The sequence below is a fragment of the Natronoglycomyces albus genome, assembly GCF_016925535.1.
Taxonomy (GTDB): domain Bacteria; phylum Actinomycetota; class Actinomycetes; order Mycobacteriales; family Micromonosporaceae; genus Natronoglycomyces; species Natronoglycomyces albus.
Genome location: NZ_CP070496.1, coordinates 3,516,149 through 3,534,558 on the forward strand (window position 1 = coordinate 3,516,149; position 18,410 = coordinate 3,534,558).

Sequence of the window (18,410 nt, forward strand, 5' to 3'; positions counted from 1 at the left end):
AAAGATCACCTCGATTGAGAACCCCTACGCGCGCGCCCGCTCCCGACTGGGACGCAACGCAGCAACTCCCCGTCGTTAAGCGAACAGCGACGCTGCCTAGAGGTGGTTCGCCACACTACTACCGCCCAGAGCTGGACGGTCTGCGAGCGGTCGCCGTCTTGCTAGTTGCCGCCTACCATATTTGGCTAGGCCGCATCTCCGGCGGAGTCGACGTTTTCTTGCTCCTCACCGGCTTCCTCATCACGGCTTCACTGTTGCGCATGGCCGAGAGGGACCGCAAAATTCACTTGGGTGTCTATTTCGGTCGGTTGTCGAGCAGACTGATCCCCACCGCAGCGACAGTGCTGCTGGCAAGCCTGCTCATCACCATGTTCATCGTGCCCATGACGCGGTGGAAGTCAAGTGTCGGGGAGATCCTGGCCTCGGCTCTATACTTCCAAAACTGGAAACTGGCGATCAGTTCCACGGACTACCTCCAACAAGATCAGCCCGCAAGCGTCGTGCAACACTTCTGGTCACTGTCCATCCAGGGCCAGTTTTACGTAGTATGGGCTCTTCTCCTCATCGGGGTCTTCGCCCTGGCCGCCCGCGATATGCGGCGAATGCGCCTCCTAGCCGGAACGGCCTTTGGCCTCATCTTCGCCGTATCGTTGGCCTATTCGATCTATGGGACCGCGAACAACCAAGTCTGGACTTACTTCGATACCGGCGCCCGCATGTGGGAATTCGCACTCGGTGCCCTATTCGCGCTTTTCATCGGGTCTATTAGCTTGCCACGACAAGCACGACTCGTTCTTGGTTGGGTTGGGCTCCTCGCCCTGGTCAGCTGCGGAATGCTCGTGCCCGACTCGACTATGTTCCCTGGCTATATCGCTTTGTGGCCTACCGCTGCCGCGCTGTTGGTGATCATCGCTGGCACCACTCATTACCAATACGGTGTGGATCGCTTCCTGACGTGGGCTCCCATCGCCACGCTAGGCACGCTCGGCTACGGCATCTTCCTATGGCATTGGCCTCTCTTTATCGCCTTCAGGGAGATCTCGGGAGAGCAAACAGCGGGGCTATTTGACGGACTTGGGATTATCGCCCTGTCCATCATTCTCGCCTACATCACAAAGAAAGCCTTCGACGACGGTCTGAGAAGCCTCATCCCCAAACGTACTGTGGCGCAAGCCCGCTGGGGTCTCGTCATCGGTATTTCGTTCATAGTGCCTGTTCTGGCGGTAAGCCTGACTTGGACGCAAGCCATAGCCCTAGATGAGCAACCAATGGCCCGCATAACCAGCGCGGACCCCGAGGACATAGGCACTCACCCCGGGGCACTGGCACTGCGGTACCCCGATTCAGCGGCCGAGATTGGGCAGGTTCCGATTACTCCGAGCCCGATGGCAGTGCGGGACGACCTACCGAAAATGTATGAGGATGATTGCCACGTCGGCATTGACGGAGACCGGGCCCGGATTTGCGAATATGGTTCAGATACTCCGGATGTCACGCTGGCCGTTGTGGGGGCGTCACGAAGCGCTCACTGGTTTCCCGCCATCGAGGCACGTGCGGAAGCGAATAATTGGCGAGTCCTAACTATTACCAAAAGCGCCTGTCTGTTTACTACGGGAACATCAACATACCAAGGCAATACCTATCATGACTGCATGGCTTGGCGTGACGATGTAGTGTCAATTCTCAAAGATATACAGCCTGACTTGGTCGTCACGTCCTCGACTCGCACCGAGTCAGATCAAGAATACGTGCCATCCGGATACATCGAGCGATGGGAAGAGCTCGACGAATTGGGGCTGACGGTCTTTGGCATTCGTGACACCCCCATCGTCGATAATGACGTCGTCGATTGCGTCGCTCGAGGTGACAGCTGCGTATACGACACCTCGCACATACCAGCCGAAGATCCGATGATCGATAACGGCCGCGTGCCAGACAATGTCATCGCTGCGGACTTCACTCCATACATTTGCCCCGAACAGCAATGTTATGCCGTTATCGGCAATGTCCTCGTCTATCGCGATAGCCGCCACATATCGGCCACGTATGCGGCAACACTCGCGGCCATGATGGAAGAGCAACTGCTTGCGGCACTCGCCACATTGGAGACCGACTAGTAGGTCACGCGCAATTGGGTTTGCTCGTAGAGTCAGTTTGCGCCAATGGTTTATGCCTGCTCCCATAGGCAGAAAACCAAACACTCGCTAACCGTCTAAGCCGGTCTAACATGGCCGTAGTTTTAGCACTGCTGATGGCGAAACTTAGGCTGGTGACGCACCGGAGGAGAACACAGAACGTATCTCTTGCTCAAGTTTCCGCGGATCAACCGTTCTTGGAACGGGCCAACTCAGCCTGTGCGATCTCGCGTCGCTGTGACTCGATAGCGGCCAACGTCGTATGCTGCAGATTTTCCAGCCGGGACAGACGATTAGTCGTCGACACATACTTAGCCGACGTGAACTCGGCACGTACAGCGCTATGCAGCCATACCAACTGCACTGCCACCTGCGCTCCAAGTAGGGCGAGGGCAATCAGAGCTATCGAAAGTGCCTCAAAAATCACCGCGAGAGCGACGACCCCCACTAGTGTCACAGTCGATGCCACGATCGCCTGGTGAAAGGAGGAAAGCGATCGTAGCTTTGCGACAATTCTCTTCATGGAATACAGCTCAATTTCTCGTCCGTTGGTTTTACTGCAACGGGATTTCCAAACTCTTCTGCACGTCATGGCATGCGTCATGAATTGCAGCGCGTTCTTCCTGCCACTGGCACGTCACCTGGACCATGACCGGCCCTTTGAAAACAAAAGTGTTGCGCTGCTGGAGGTGCTGGTTTCGGCTATCCCGAGTCTGAATGAAGCGGAAGACCCCTTGTTCCCCGTTGGTCAACGCCAAGGAATGGTTGTGGTCCGCGCTCTCGGTGTTGGTCAGATCATCGTACTCGCGAACGATGTTAAGCCGTTCCGGGTAGCTGCTCGCCGCAACCTGGTCGGGAAGCAGGTAGGAAGTGATATAGATCCGCTCGCCAGAGGACGCACCGTCCAGCTGTAGCGCTGTAGCCGTGTACTCGAAGCCGAGAATGTCTCGGTTTTCCTCACCTATCTGCGAAAACCCGCCCGGAACGTCAATGACCGGATCGATGGGGGCTGTGATCTCTGGGAAATCAGCCTCCTCACCGGTTTCGTCATCGCCGTCCTCCGGCTCGTCGTCATCATTGTCAATCACGATGACATCGAAGCCGCCTTCGCGCGCGTCAACATCGTCCGTTTCAACCACGGCAGAGGACGATTCCGCGGCACACGCACCGGAAAGCAGGAGAGTGGCGGCAGCGAGGGCAGCAATAGACTTGTGTCGCATGAGGCTAACCTAACGGCTTTGAGCCAGAGGGTCCGATGACCAGATTCATCGCGTCCCTGGGGTGGGCATTTGACAACGGAGCTGCAGATTCAGCTATCGCCATTCTACAACAGCGGCGCACATTCGTTGCTCCTCGATTCGACGGGCGCCGCCAGCTAGAGTGCTAACTCACCTGCGCGGCCGACCACATACCAAGGCTCAACCGCAACTTCGCGACGCGCCCCAAATCGGGCAATCATCATTGAATGGAAAATTCTCGGTACAGAATTGTTGCGCCCGTAGCGACTGCGCGCTCTTCCGCACCGAATCGGCACTGACTTCGTCAATGAGAGATTTAACGTTCGCCGGATCAGCATACAGGGCCGCGTGGCCGAAAATTGGTTCGTATCTTTCAGGCAAAATGACTACGACGCCTGCTGCGAGCGCCTCCGTAATCTCTCGTTCCACCTGGACTGGACGGCGTTGACTAGGGAACCAAACCCAGAAGTCCAACGGGAAGAGAAAGTCGGCAACGCCAAGCATCTCGTGGCCGAAATCAACCCAGTTGTCCGGTAGGTGGTCCACGCCCCGCAGCGCCCGAGCCGTGTCGAGACCTCCAAGGTTTCGGAAGTCTATGTCATGTGCTTCTGGGTAAACAGCCGCCAGCGTCTCAGCGTCGTCAGGCCAGAAGTCCTCCTGGTCAAGAGAATGCCGGCCCACGATGGATCGACCAGTCCACAAGCGAGACGCCGCACGGTTCTCACCGGTCACCTGCACAATCCAAGGAATGTTCTCTGCTGAGAGTTTGAGTTGCGTGGCGATGCCGCCCTGATCAAACGCGAGACCTTCCAAGCGGCTGCGTACCACGTCGTTTCGAGGCACCCAGACTGGTTCGATGTCGAAAGCTTCTCGCGCGTTGAGGTCACACTTTGGTGCGGTGTAGGTGATGGGGCTGCCCGGCCACGGCTCGTCCTCAGCAAAAATAAACAGCTGCTCGGCACTAATGCGAAAATGGTTGTCTCGCAGGCTAAACTGCACGACTGCCGGGTCCCGGACGATGAGGGTACCTACGCGCGTCCGCTGGGTCGGGTCAAGCTGTTCGCATTCCCCGGAATTGATGAGCTCTTGTAGCGGCTCACAAAGATATTGCCGCTTCGCGGCCATCTGGTGTAGCGCGTCAACCTGCACGATCCCGACTTCGCGCCCGCTGCGTACGGTCGCGGCGATTTCGTCAATACCCGAACGAACGTCCCTGGTCAGGAATCGCCAATCCCCCACAAAGATGACGTCCTTAGTTTTGACATCGAACTCGTCGACGTGGCCATTGGTATGCAAGTGGTCCGGAGCTGGGATCAGGCGCACATTATCTTCGCGCGGAAGATAGCCATCGGCCTGCCCCTGCCGGATACGCCGATGCCACAGTGATTGGGCGGACTTATAAGCCACCCGGGCCGGGTGCATCCAGCCCGGACCGAAGTCACTACGAGAAAGTGACCCTTCGTTCTGCCTCATAAGCTGATAGGCACGCCCGGCGAGATTCGCGGCACACTTGTCGCCATAGGTGGCCTTGATTCGGTCTACGAACTCAGTATCGGCGGATTTGCGAATACTGTGGAAGTATCCAATGCGCTCCCTAACCGCGGCCAACTTAAACATCATTGAGGGCAAGCTGTATTCGATAGCCCGCCGGCCCAGCCGCCGCACCACCAAGTCCTCGCTGATCTTGAGGGCATCACTGGTGACAACCTGAACACTAGACGATCCAAACAGGATCTTCGCTTGGTCTTCCAGGCGCTTAGGATGGCTGAAATCGTCGGAGTCTTGGAACGTGACCGCGTCTCCGTTCGCCAGATCGAGCGCCGCATTTCGCGCTACATAAGTACCGCCGTTGGCGGGCATCTTGATCAACCGGATGCGTTCGTCTAGCGCCTCACACTCTTTAAGGAGAGCGTCAAAGTCCGACGGTGAGGCGTCGTCAACCACCAGGATCTCGAAGTTCTGCCAAGTCTGGGCCAGAATCGACTTGATAGCTGTCTTCAGCTCATGGTTGGGTTTAAAGCACGTGATAACCACGCTTATGAGAGCAGAGTCTGAGCTAGCAGGCTGTGCTTGGGCTCGCAGACGGTCAAAGAGCGGCTCATCACCAGCTGCAATTTCGAAACGGGCGCCGTCAGGGCTGAGAGCCTCCAACGCGGCCACCAATCCATCGTTGCCCCTGCTGGAGTTGTGCATGGGGTTGCCCAAATTGAGCTCGAGGCTCAGGCGTATGTCCTCCGGGAGATTCGCATAAGTCCGAAGAAGCTTGGACGTGGCTTTGAGATCTCCCAGTTCGTACGCCAGTTGAGCATGGACGGCCTGGTGCCCAGGGATGATCGGGCTGGGGCCGTACTGATGCAATGCCACGTCGAATAGCGCTTTTGCCTCCTCCATGTCACTTGGTCGAGCCGCCTGGAGTGCCAAGAGGCGTGCCAGTGACGTCACGCGCGTGGGCTTCCATGTCTCCAACGATGTCAACGAACGACCAAATCGCCCAGAGCGCGCGTCTTTGAGGATGTCCGACAACGAAGCGTGCTCACCGGCAAGCAAGTAAGCGACAACGTCGCGAGCTTCAGTGAGCCTCTGCCGCAGGATCGTGTTCGTCAGCGACGCGGCGGGCGCGCTCTCATGGAGATGGGCGTAATGGCGAAATAGCCGGTCTCGCGACACGGTTCATCACTTTCTGGGATGCTGAGGGCCGCCGGAGTACCACAGTGGCGGGGCGTCATCGACACGATATTTCATCGTATCAACCGGTCACAGGTAGAGATATTCCGACATTTCATCCTCGATCCGCCGAATCGCGTCACGGTTCGGGAAGTCCTTGAACAAGCCGACGTTGTGGGCGGAGTCCCCAGGTTTGTACCCCTTTTCACCGGGGTCCACCGTTTCGGGATCGATGCCGAGTGAGGAGACTATTTGGTCCCGGTACCCTTCATCCAAGACAAGCCGTTCGAACTGCACAATGTCGATGCGGTCGGCGATGCGGGAATCGGCTTGGGCCTGTTCCAGCCGGGCGTTGTTGGACTTTTGCGCGGAGATGAAACGGTCGACCGACATGCGCTTGGTCGAATCCTGTTCCCGTTGGCGAGCCACGTACTGATCGCGCGGGTCGCGGATGACAACCGTGGCCCGAGCACCTGGCACGAAACGGAGCTGCCAAGAAGCATGTCCGTGGACGATGTTGTTGTAAAAGTTCAGTGACCTGTTACCGATGCCGGAGAAGAGCCCGCCGTAATAGTCACAGAACAGGTCTTCGAGCATCCGCGAGTCAATTTCTTTAGGCAGGCCCGCCAGCCGATGGTAAAAGTGGAGGGTACGATCCACAAGCGTGTTTACGTCGGTGGCGCTGTCTTTCAACAAGCTGAGCAGTGAACCTTCGGCCACTTTCAGCGGTGCCATATAGGGCCTGGTTCCCACGCCAGCAACACAGCGCAAGATCATATCCACCAGACGGTCGCGCTCAACGAACTGCTCTCGTTCGCATTGAGCGGCTATATCACTGACCGAATCGCCACGCCCGCTAAACAGCTTTGCTTCGATTCGGCCGAATGGGGTACTCACCATGGGTGATTGGACAATGTAGTCGAACAGTGCCCCTGATCCAGACCATCCCATGCCGCAGACGAAACGTGACTGGCTCTGCGGTAGCGTGTCCAGCCGCGAGTTGCGCCGCCGTAGAGCACGCCGTTGCGCCCATGACATCGACACCATTCCAGTCAAAAGTCGACTCAGCGGCCCCGGGTCACCGTCACGGGCTCCCCGAGTTTCGAGCACGAACTTGGCCCGATCGCCAAGATCAGATCGAGAGACCCCCGCCTTCAACCCAGCGATGAACCTGTCACCGACCTGAGTGTGCAGGATGGCATTCGACAGTTCGCGAACCCGCGATTCCTCGTTCGTATACGAACGCAAGCGCTGGCGCCGAGGCGATACGTTTCTCAGGCTGTTGAACGCCTGGATCGGGTTGCCGAGCATCCGATGGGCCCGGGAAAGTTCAATCCACGCCTCGTCACGGAAATCCGATTCTTCTCCCACCAACTCCCGCCAGCGCACCAAGGCAACATCCCAGTTTTTCCGCTGGGAAGCGGCGCGAGCGTAGAGATAGCGCGCACGGAGATCGTTTGGGTGATCAAGCAGGTACTTCTCAATATCGGCTTCAATTCGTACGACCACACTCATGCGCTGTGACATGGTCATCTCTGCGTGCCAACGGCCCTGGGACTTCTTGGCCCAGGACAGTTGTTCTTCCCAGTGGTCAAGTGAGGACTCGGGGGGTTCAGTCATCGTCATAATTTCTACGTTCAATCCGTTCAGACACTTGAAAAGGTGAGTGCGACCTGACCGCTTCGCGCTATGCCGATCAGCTCGGTCAAACCCGGCTGCGCCGCCTGGGCAAGGCCGACCGGTTCGGTTGCTGGCCCGCGAGGAGCCCTGGATCGGTCGGCGGTCTTCGCCTCTCCTGGGATACCGTCGAGGTCGTAGGCGTCCAATGCCCAGCTCATCCGACCCTCCAATAGCGACTGAGCGAGGCTGTAAACTCGTTCGCCGCTGAGCAGGACCGAGCGGTTGACTCGCTTGGGGTCCTCATCAACTGCGGTGAACCGCGAGAGTGGAGTGGTGGAACCGTCGAGGAGGTCCTGTAGGCCGAAGAGGCCATAATCAACGGCCTTGTTCGACGCGAAACGAAGGAGGACGCGGTCTGCGTCCGCGTCCACGGACACGGCAGTGGTTGCTGGAGAGCTGCTGAGCTTGAACACTCGCGCTGCGGCGTCCCCAAACGTCAGGCTTCCGTTGGCCCGGTAGTGGAAGCGGCTCACGGCTCGGTCGAAACCCGAGTCTTTAGTGCTACGCGAGGAGATCCACACCGCCGGGCCGATCGTGGTCGGCTCGATGCACAGGCTCGTGCCGGTACCGAATCCGTACAGGTACATAAAATCCATCGCCGTGCCGTGGCGCGCCCATTTAGAGAGGATCAGGTGCCCCTGCTGTTCTCCCCCTCGGCGGCGCTGAAGCGTATAGATGCTGCCGCTGTTGGGGTCTACCGCCGCTGCCACCACCGGTTCCGGGGAGCGCAGGGCGACCTTCACCCGACGTGTGGTCGTTTGGTCGTTCGCCATGTCATTGCCTCCCATTCAGGCCCATGTCTAGGGTATGGAGCTCGCCACTTCTGTTCTTCGCGTGATTCATGACGACCCGTTTCCCTCGGGCCTGGTGCCGACGGCCCAATATGGCCGGATGCCGTCGTGGGCGGTGAACTGCTGTTTGACCGCGAACCGCTCCCCACCGCGCACCTCGTCGCGGTTCGGATGATCGACCTTCGCCAAGTGGGCGAGGACACGGGTGCGTTCGGGATCGAACGGCTGCACCTGCTCGTAAGGCCATTCTTTGGTCGCGCGGTCAAGAATCCATGCGATTCCTCGTCCTAGGCCCGATCCTTCTGGGGTCTCGTAGACCCACAGGTTATGTCCGAGCCGGGTCGAAAAGTCGGCGAGAGTCATCCAGGCCTGGATGTTGTAGTGGCAATAGTGCTGTGTGACAGTGCGGTGCAATTCCTCCGGTTGTCGGCCGTCAAGCGGGTCGAAGTGTTGGCCGACCCGTTCATGGACTCGGCGGAACGTCTCAAGCAGCCCTCGCACATCGTCAAGGTACGCATCGATACCGGCAAGCTGGACGTCGTACCACGTGGCGTGGTTATTCAGACTCGAACGTTCTCGGACCCCCAAGTCGCCCTCACTCAGCCAGCGCCGGTATTCGACGAACCAGCGGCGGAACTCAGAGCGATCGGTCTCGCCGAAGGCACCAGAGCGTTCGATGAGGCGGGCTGCATCCAGCAGGAAGTAGAAGTCCTTTGTCTCGATGATTCCGGTACTGTTGCCGCGATTTTTCTTGTGGCCCATGCGTACCTGGCTGTATTCCAGGTGCGGGTTCATGCGGGTAGCCGGGTCGGTGAACCAGCCTCGCAACAGTCGGGCACCTCGATCGAAGAACTTTTGCTCGCCTGTGAAGTAGCCAGCTAGGGCGGCGCGCCAGGTCTCTTCGATCATTAGTTGCAGCGAAGTACGGTCGTATTGCTCGCTGCCTTCCTCTCCCAGAATGCTTCCCGGTACACGGATACCGTCGCGATTGACATAGGGCAGGCCGTCAGCGGTGTCAGGGTTCGGCCACCAGTACGGTGCGGGGTGCCAGTAGTCGTGAATGTCGCCGCTGGGCGCCAGGGTGGTCTTGGTCGTCACCGAGTAGACCGGGTTGGTCAGGTCAGCTGTGGCTCGGCTGATGATGTCGTCGAGGACACCGCTGAGGAGTTTGTCGCCCCCGTCGCGGTACAGAGAGCGCTGAGCATCGAGTACGTGGTCGTCCAATGTGAATAGTGCCCCGGAGTCGAATCCCCGGCGCACCGCCTGCTCGTCCAACTGGTCAAGGTGCAGGCGGATACCGATCCCGCGCTGCTCTCCGCGCAAGCTGGTGTTGCTCTCCTGGGTGGCTTCGCCCGAAAACAGGCGTGCCACCCAGCTCGCATGCGCCCAGCGGCCGGACTCCCGCGCCAAATCGGCTCGGGGCGGGTCCCATTCGAGAGCGGGCCACTGGTCCCAGCGCCCCGGCACGCCAAGGCGATAGAACAGCTCAACCTTGGGGCGATGGCCATAGCGGGCGTTGGGGTCGAAGGACTCTTCGGCGTCGCGGTGGAACACCACCTGTGGTTCTTCCTCGGCAGGTGGCTTGAACCCTGCTTGGCGTAGCAATGCGTTGTCGGTCAGGCGGGCCATGGGAACGATGAAGTATCGCAAGTGCCGGTGTTCCCGGATCTCACGCCTAAGTTCCTGGAATGCCTCACGAGTTAGGAAGCAGTTGCCGTCCCACGGCAGGACCCAGGTCGCCCGTTGGCGGCCGTGTTCCAAAGCGGTATTGCGCGCACCGTTGTTGTTGATCGCGTACAAGTTCTTGTAGTGATAGGGGTGTTCCTTCGCCCGCAGCTGGCTGCTGGACTTGATATTTGAGAACGTGGGCCGATAGCTACGGTGTTCGTTGGTCATTCCCGAAAAGTTCCACTCAGCGGCAGCGTACTCGTCGAGGTCGAACGGAATGCGAATATAGCTGGCTCCGTGTTCGTCCAGCAGGGCGATAATGTCGGCTTCCGTGGCTGGGTCGGCAATGCGGTTGACGATCCAGTGTTTCTGGCAGTTCTCGAATTCCTCCTCGTTTTCGAGGATGAACCCGATGTTCTCCAGCGTCTGGTTTTCCTTGTGTCGCGGCGGCAGATCGTTGCCGATGATGCGGTACAGCGCGAACGTGTCGGGCTCGACCGGCTCGTGGTAGGCGCCGCTGGTGAGATGGTGCCAGTACCAGTCGGCCTCGTTGTGGCATGCCTCGCCGGGGGGCACGCGCAGGCGGCCCGTCCGTTGGTCCCACAAGAACACCGAGAGTGGGTCGGACTGGGTACCTATGCGGGCGGCGACTTCGTCGCTGCGGAAGCCGGGGCCAGGGCGGTAGCCGCGCTTCCATCCCACCGTCAGATAGTGCAGGAACGGAGGCAGTCCGGTGGCGTCGGGCTCATACTCGGCTAGGTACCATTCGGCGTCGAAGAATGGGTTGGGGTTGAGGTGGGAACGGTCGCCTTGCTGGACGTAGTGAAGCGCGGCGGTCACGTCAGGCTCGATTCCGGGCACCTGGCCCAGATACCAGCGGCTGTCAAAGGCCGGGTGCGGGTCGATATCCGCATTGCGGCCTTGGGCGATGAAGTGCGCCAGGGGCGTGCGGAACGTGGCCAGGCAGGTTGGCTGTTGTTCCAGGTACCACACCGGGTCGAATAGCGGGTGGGGGCTGAAGTCGCGCAGCGCACCCTCCTCGACATAGTGCCGCACCGGGTCGGCGGGCATCTCCCCCGCCTGAGTGCGGTACCAGTCCTCATCGAAGAATTTCGAACGGCGGATGGCGTCGGTCTCGGCATCCAGATCCGGTTCGATTGCCAACGCTGACATGCTTCGCATGCGGTCGGCAATGTCCCAGGCCCGGGCCGCTCGACTACTGCGCACCAGTTCGTCGTCATGGACCCCGGAGAATGTTCCGCGAGTGGAGGATTCCTCGCGCACTTCTCGCAGGGAGGCAAGCTCTTTGGTCACAAGGCTCTTATGGCCCTGGACGCTACTGGAGATCTCCCTCAGTTCTCTGCGTAGAACGGCGACCGTGTTTCGCTCTTGCTCTCGGAGGTCACTATTGAGACTGAGATGCAGAGTCGCGAACTGGCCATGGAGAGAGGTGATCTCTTGCTCGATCCAATCTCGCTGGGATTTCTCAAACCGCCGAAGTTTGAGAAAAAGCGCAATGGAGGTCGCCAGGAGCAAGACCGAACCGAAGCCGACCACAGCGATTCCGACGGAGATCGGAAATATAGTGATAATTGCCGTGAACAGTGCGATACCGAAGAGGAGGACACCGAGCGCGTGGGCTTTGGGCGAACGTGAAAACTGAGTAAGAAGCTGTTTCATAAGCAATCTGTGGGGCGTTGATGAAAGGGCATGAGCGAGCTCGCGCGTAGACCGAGACTCGTCTCAGGTCACTACGCTGCGACAACAGGTTCAGCGGCAGTTTACCACTCAGGACATTTGCACAAATGTCACGCGGTGTGGGCACCGCATGTTGCACTCGCGCGAAGTCCGGTCGCCCCACTATTGAGCGCGTTGCATTCCGGGAACCCTGGTACCCATTTGCCCGGATAGTGCCTAATAGGCCACCAGCAATCACTTCACACTATTCGCACGTTTTCCCATCCATATGCGACACTTGAAGATCACTTTTCAGGTGGTAACTTGATTCGCCAGTAACGTGCTAGAGAAGGCACACTGATATGAATTCTCAATCACCCCACATCACCTTCCGTACTCGGCCATACGTCTGCGGTGCTATCGGGCAATGGAAACAGCCCCTGATCGACGCGCTAGTAGCCGCCTCACCAGCTCCCGTCTCGGTCGTGCACTCCAGCCCCAACGCTATTCTGCTCGCGTCAAGCCCGCCCGCCACCTGGTCGAACGGAGCGGCCGAGGGCTTCTATTGGGGGGAATTGGCAGCAGGGCACCCGCCCTCGGATTGGAAATCAGCCTCCGAGGGCCGCATGGCAGCAGGGTTGCAGCGGGAGGACTACCGGGCCATCCTGCACACGGACGCCTTGGGATTCCAAGACATGTTCGTGCGCGATGAGGGCACGGCCGCGTACTTCTCCAACCGGATCGATGCACTAGTGACCTCGGCACCACACAAATTGTCGGTGAACTGGGATGCCTGGGCCTGTACGTTCGCCTTCACAGCTCCCCTCCACTCCGATACCCCGTTTACCGAGATCACCCGGATCGCGCCGGGCACAGCGGTCTACTACTACGGAGATCGCACCCGGGTGATTCCGGCCGCAGCGTCGTGGCTCAGCGATGGCGACACCGCCCCGGCCTCGGCCGCCGACGTGGTTGAGGCGATCAAGGCGGCCATCGTCCCGACCCGCAAAACCGCCCTGCCTCTCAGCGGGGGTTGGGATTCACGTCTACTCGGGTCGCTGATCGGCAGCGGAATTCGACGCCGGAGAGCCTGGACGACCAGTAACGACGATGGATGGGATCGCGACGTCAACATGGCTCCGGCTGTGGCGAGCGTCTTGGGGTTCCGGCACCGCTTTGTCATACCGGGCGACGACGCTTGGGTACGCGAGTACGCGGCCGTCCGACACCGGACTGGTTTCCAGACCACCCACCATGTTTGGGCGATGCCGCTGTACAGGGAGCTGCATCGCCAAGGCGGCGACTATCTTGACGGGCTGGCCGGTGGCGTGTTGTTCAAGAACTTCCTCATCTCCCCCGCCGTCGCAAATGACCCGACGCTGTCGAAAGGAAGCGGCAAACTACTGCGGAATATGCAGCAGCGGAGGCTAGGCGAAGGCGGGTACCTGCGGGCCTCCGTGATCGAGGAGTACCGTGAACGCGCTGAAGCTCGCTTCGCGGCGGCGATCAAACCGCTGGCAGGCCATCCTGCGGCCGCAATGTTCGCCGTCCTGCACACCCGCACGGCACGGGCGATCGCCTCCAACCCGCTGTCTCTGCTGGCTCCGGAGGTGCGCATCCAAGCACCATTCGCCCACCCGGACGTGATTCGGCTGGCAATGCGAGTGCCGCTGGCCGACAAGGCCGACGGCCAGTTCTACCGGCAGATGCTGCGCATCGCGAACCCACAGGCTGCCGCCCTGCCGTCAACTCACGACGAGAAACCCCAAGACCCAGCACCGCTGCCGACACGCCACTACAACCAGCACGGGTTGCAGGTCATGGCCCAACACATCACTGCATCCGATGCGGTCATGTCACTATTCACCGACGACGCCGCTAAATCCCTCACGTACGACGGTGGAACAGACCTAGCGGAAACCCCAATCGGCCGAAGAACCCTCACCTGGGCCAGCCTGTTCGGGCACTGGCTAGACGAGCACAGAAAATTTCTAAGGGAATAGCCTGGAATCGTACAGTGATACTCACTAGGTATACAATTCCACAGGCGGCGGCCAGGGTTTGAAACCAGGGTAAGCGTCAACAGGTCTAATCCTCTTGTTTCGCAAGATCAGGAATTCAAGTGCTTCCTGCAGCGAGCCACCGAGGTGAAAATACATATTGTTGTACTGGGCGCACACCAATTCTCGGTTCACTTCTACGAAAACTGAAAAAGTCTCAAGCGCACAACCAATGGGAAACCATTCACCACCAATGTCATCCTTAACCCATTGCTCTCCAAGCCCGCCTTCACTTGCACTAGGCGGATCGATTAGAAATTCATCTTCATCGGGAAATCCGCATTCAACGTTGACAAAGGGTTCCACTGACAAACCCCACAATGACTCCAAGAAACTGATCGAGTTGTCAGGCAAGCTGCCGTATAGGTCACGGCGAAGATTATCCAACAACTGCTCAAGATCCGCCTGCCGCCCCGGATACCATCCAGCCTTCTCAAGCTGACCCAACACTTGCGGCGAACACTTCCTCACATCAAACATCGATTTTCCAAGACTAATCCGCTCCGTCAGGGCATTCAATACTCCAACGTATCCAATCGTCATGCCGTGCTTCTTTGAACGCCACGTTAATCTGTTAAAGCACACGAACTCGCTGTTGCTCCATAAATCCGGATTGACAATCGAAAGGTCGTACCCACTGGTTTGCCCTCGGCCCTCCACAACCAGACTTGAGCCGCAAACCTACAGTGGGCAAGAGTATCGGAACATATGCGCAGGGTTACGCAAACTGCTCCTCTAATAGTCAAGGACACCTGAGACCTTAAGATTCTGGGGTGATTACCTCAATCCTCTTATTGAAGTGGGTAGTGCGAGATCATATTCTCCCTGTTCACGGGCCTCTAACAGTGCAACATGCCGACACTCGTAAGACCGTCCACGCGGTTCCAACCGAGGCAACTAAACGTCCTCACGAACGCTGATTGCCCTGCAACCGACAGTCGGCCGCGCACAGCACCAAGCATGGCCGCTAAAGGAGGTGGGCACAACCTCAACCTTGACCGAGATACTGCCTTTTCAACTCAGTTGCTCCCGGTAGCCCTTTCTCGCGAGGGGGAACAAGGAAACTTGGTCGATTGGTCCACAACACTACCGGTGTCAATATGAGCAAGAACACCACTATAAAGACCAGCGAAATCAGTCCTAGCGACACAACAAGCCAAACACTCATCTCCAGTCCCATTATCGACGCAGCTGAAAAACTGAGCAGTAGGGCAGCCCCTGGCGTTCCGCCTATCGCAATAGGGAGAGCCGTTCTATGAACGCAGTCACGTATCCAAAGCTTTTTATTGCGACCCCAGTTTCGCTTGTATCTAGCGATGAATTTTTCGTCTCCCTTCATTACCTTAATTGCCATCCACCAATTAGCAATAAGAAGCGCCCCAATCACGAACCCACCGAGCTCTGCTATTACACTGGCACCTTCGTCCTGCACCCTCTCTCCTCAATTTCAGAATCCCAAATGAGTAAGTTCGAATTCCAGTCTATGGTCGGCGCCCAATGTTACCAGCCGAGTCTGTCGTTAATCCATCTTGAGACTCGAGATCCGGCGGAACCTCCAACCATACCGCCGCCTACTCCCCCTATTGCCGCACAGATCGGCCCACAAATAGCGAGCCCATACTTGGCTCCATAAAATCCGGTCAAGAGCGCTCCACCTGCTCCTCCCAAAACACGGTTGCAGCAGCTTTCTTTGACATCCTATCGTTCTTAATATTGTCGTACGCACCAGCCGCTTCGCTCAATACTGTGAGGGCTCCAGCTGCACGGGCAAAGAACTGGTTATTGTCAAATTTTTCATAAGCGTCGATAGCCACACCTGCGTACTCGAAAGCTCTAGAGAGACTGAAGTCAACACCCGTTCCGCTTACGCCACAAGAAGTAGATTGTATTGACTGGTGAAGGAGGCTTCGATTGCACTGTGCCAGCTGTTCAGCATACTGCGCAGCGGCACGCTGAATATCCTCTATTCGTTGCTCGACGTCATATATGACGAGACCATTGGGTCCGATCGTCGAGACGCTATTGGCGTAGTCGATTGACTTTATGGTGACTCGCACAGTCATCTGACCGGAATTGTTTTGGTATTGACCATTCGCCCCCATTGACTGAGAACACGCGGTTTTGTTCCAATTACACCATTCATAGTCGATAACGTCGGCGATAATGATGTGACGCTCATCAAGCAGGAAGTACTGCGTATCAAGCCCGGTTGCTTGCGGGTAAAGCCATTCGTTGCCATGCGGTTCCCCCATCGGCTCGAATGGTGCGAAGTGAAAATCGTCGAGTACCCATCCGTACGGGCTCAGCCCGGAAGCATCGCTAAACGAGATCGGGTTGTTGTTCGAATAGTTATAGCCGTTGATTTGCTGCGAGTCCAAGAAATTAGCTACCGGGTCGCGGGAGATGAAGCGGCCTGTCAGTGGGCCATAGGAGCGAGCTCCCATCTGGACCAATCCAGTCGGGTCTTCAATACCAGTGTGGAAACCACGCTGAGTAGCCTTCCAGTCCTCACCGCCCTCGCCCCGGGTATTGCCGAAGGGGTCCTGGCGACGGAACGTCACTGCCAGGCTTCCAGCAGCGAGCGCCCACATGGCCGTCCCGTGATGGTCCGCGCCAATCCAGGTCACGCCCTCGCTGGTAGAGCGGGTGGCGATGGTGGTGCCATTGTGCGCATACGTACGTACCGCGCTCACCCCACCCAGCTGAGACGACGTAGTCTCATGCCCACCCACGAACAGGTACGCATCAACCGTTTCTGCGCCACGTGACCAAACGTTCCCGCAAGCGCTGACGGGCCCACCCGCAAATCACAATTGAGATCGGTAAGCACCAAGTATGATCGACAAAAACCGAGCATAGCCTCATCCTCGACTGAGGTACTGCCTTGTCAACTCGGTTGCCCCCGGCAGTCCTCACTAACCAGGTTGCACTAGAAAACCGGGCAGAATCATGATCCGTATTCTCGTGATTTTCTAAGACCTTTCACCTTTCGCATAATGAATTGGAATGCAAAATAAACAGTAAGAAGTACAGCAGAGAAAAGTGCTGTATAGATCGCCGCAAAAAACAGATGGGCTACATCGTCAGCCAGATAGAAGGCAGCAAATGCAAGTGGCAGATATCCTATTGACTCAACTACTCGGCTTCGGTCGTTTGATCGTTCTTTGTGCGTCATTTTTACCACTCTATTCCAGCGTGGTTAGCTACTCCGGTAGTACAGCCAAGCGCGAAAGACTTATAGAATTCGAAACAATAGCTTTAATTTATTGTGCCTACTTCCTAAATTTGTTCACATTTTCCCAGACGATGTCGCCTGCAGTAAGCGACATTCTAATCTCTTGAACCAATGCGAAGAGTCCTGCGATCCACACGCTCAATCTAAAATCTCGTGTCGGCACTGCCAGCGAAAACGCTTCATACTTTGCAAACAAAGCGACGATCGGCATGAACACTACAAGGTAAGCTATCCAGAGGTAAGATTCTATACCATGGGATTTATATATCACAAAAAGAAAGGACAGTGGAAGAGACAGCACGACGGCAGCCCATACCATGATTACTGACTCTTTGTGAAGCCGCTCTCGGTCTATTTCTTCAGGCATTCCGGACCTCAATCACAACATCAGTGGCTTCCAATATTCATCCAGGAGTATTGGAAGCGTCATGGTTCGGCCTCAACTTACGATGAGGAACTCCAAGGCCCTACCTCATTATCAATACACCACTACAACGGACAAACGCTACGTGTCATGGCCCGCCTCATCACGAACTCAGACAAGGTCAGGTCCCAATTCTCCGACGACGCAGCCAAATCCCTCACATACGACGGCGGGCGCGACCTGGCGGAAACCCCAATCGGCCGAAGAACCCTCACCTGGGCCAGCCTGTTCGGACACTAGCTAGAAACTCATAGGCCCTACTTGGGTGGATAATAATGCTGTTTTTCGTAAATACGCTTACCATTTTCAATCGATGTCTTGAACCAAAGACCATCATCATAGGGGGGTGCTGGCGCTGTACCTGGTCTCAAGTTGAGACATCTCAGCGGGCGATGCAACCGGACAGCTAGCTCTAGTGACTCCTCAATGCTGGGCCCAAGAAACCAATGCCACCCAAGCCCAGTACAGACAACTGCACCGGTAGAGTCAATGTATAGTGCCATCTTGGAATTCCACTCGCCTACAGGGTACCAATGTCCCCCTAGCTCCCGATTTAGCCATTTTGTATCAGCTGAATCGCCGTGTGCACCAAGGTAAACATCAACAATAAGCGGGTCACAATATTGAAGCCCCGGGTCACTTGTCGGCAATGGCTCCACTTCGATTCCATGAAATGCCTCAAGAAATTCTCTGGCGTAGGGATGCAAATTGTATCCCTGTGTCCGATTGAATTCAAACTCTGTAGCCAGGTCAACGCGGCGGCCGGGATACCAGCCCGCGCTTTCAAGAGACGACGTCAGTTCGCCCGAAAATGACTGATAGTCGATGTACATAGCTT

General features: G+C 57.3%; 11 protein-coding genes. 2 read left to right on the forward strand and 9 right to left on the reverse strand.

All coding sequences use genetic code 11. The annotated features are described in order from the left end of the window. Positions 1-14 precede the first annotated feature (14 nt). Positions 15-2,117, forward strand: a complete 2,103-nt coding sequence (locus JQS30_RS15095; protein WP_213171063.1) for an acyltransferase family protein — start codon at positions 15-17, stop codon at positions 2,115-2,117. Positions 2,118-2,322: 205 nt separating this feature from the next. On the opposite strand, the gene JQS30_RS15100 is transcribed toward JQS30_RS15095, so the two are convergent. The 6 genes from JQS30_RS15100 to JQS30_RS15125 all read right to left on the reverse strand — a co-directional run bounded on the left by JQS30_RS15100 (position 2,323) and on the right by JQS30_RS15125 (position 11,856). Continuing rightward, complete coding sequence (locus tag JQS30_RS15100) at positions 2,323-2,658, reverse strand: hypothetical protein (RefSeq protein WP_213171064.1); 336 nt, start codon at positions 2,656-2,658, stop codon at positions 2,323-2,325. A gap of 31 nt (positions 2,659-2,689) precedes the next feature. Continuing rightward, on the reverse strand, positions 2,690-3,355 hold the full coding sequence (locus tag JQS30_RS15105) for a hypothetical protein (protein WP_213171065.1): 666 nt from the start codon (positions 3,353-3,355) through the stop codon (positions 2,690-2,692). Between the two features lie 198 nt (positions 3,356-3,553). Further along, complete coding sequence (locus JQS30_RS15110; protein WP_213171066.1) at positions 3,554-6,040, reverse strand: glycosyltransferase family 2 protein; 2,487 nt, start codon at positions 6,038-6,040, stop codon at positions 3,554-3,556. 87 nt (positions 6,041-6,127) lie between these two features. After that, the gene (locus JQS30_RS15115) at positions 6,128-7,657 is read right to left on the reverse strand and encodes a tetratricopeptide repeat protein (protein WP_213171067.1); all 1,530 of its coding nucleotides are present in this window, start codon (positions 7,655-7,657) and stop codon (positions 6,128-6,130) included. 26 nt (positions 7,658-7,683) lie between these two features. After that, complete coding sequence (locus JQS30_RS15120) at positions 7,684-8,490, reverse strand: hypothetical protein (protein ID WP_213171068.1); 807 nt, start codon at positions 8,488-8,490, stop codon at positions 7,684-7,686. Between the two features lie 66 nt (positions 8,491-8,556). Beyond that, positions 8,557-11,856 (reverse strand): alginate lyase family protein, encoded by a 3,300-nt coding sequence (locus tag JQS30_RS15125; RefSeq protein ID WP_213171069.1) that lies wholly within the window; start codon positions 11,854-11,856, stop codon positions 8,557-8,559. A 359-nt stretch (positions 11,857-12,215) separates the two neighbouring features. Here JQS30_RS15125 and JQS30_RS15130 point away from each other — a divergent pair, with 359 nt between their 5' ends. Beyond that, positions 12,216-13,856 carry an asparagine synthase-related protein gene (locus tag JQS30_RS15130; RefSeq protein ID WP_213171070.1) on the forward strand — a complete coding sequence of 547 codons (1,641 nt, stop codon included), beginning with the start codon at positions 12,216-12,218 and terminating at the stop codon, positions 13,854-13,856. A 24-nt stretch (positions 13,857-13,880) separates the two neighbouring features. On the opposite strand, the gene JQS30_RS15135 is transcribed toward JQS30_RS15130, so the two are convergent. The 3 genes from JQS30_RS15135 to JQS30_RS15145 all read right to left on the reverse strand — a co-directional run bounded on the left by JQS30_RS15135 (position 13,881) and on the right by JQS30_RS15145 (position 18,405). Then, positions 13,881-14,456 (reverse strand): SUKH-3 domain-containing protein, encoded by a 576-nt coding sequence (locus JQS30_RS15135; RefSeq protein ID WP_213171071.1) that lies wholly within the window; start codon positions 14,454-14,456, stop codon positions 13,881-13,883. Between the two features lie 1,097 nt (positions 14,457-15,553). Then, positions 15,554-16,606, reverse strand: a complete 1,053-nt coding sequence (locus tag JQS30_RS15140) for an RHS repeat-associated core domain-containing protein (protein ID WP_213171072.1) — start codon at positions 16,604-16,606, stop codon at positions 15,554-15,556. Between the two features lie 1,223 nt (positions 16,607-17,829). Beyond that, positions 17,830-18,405 carry an SUKH-3 domain-containing protein gene (locus JQS30_RS15145; RefSeq protein ID WP_213171073.1) on the reverse strand — a complete coding sequence of 192 codons (576 nt, stop codon included), beginning with the start codon at positions 18,403-18,405 and terminating at the stop codon, positions 17,830-17,832. Positions 18,406-18,410: the final 5 nt, after the last annotated feature.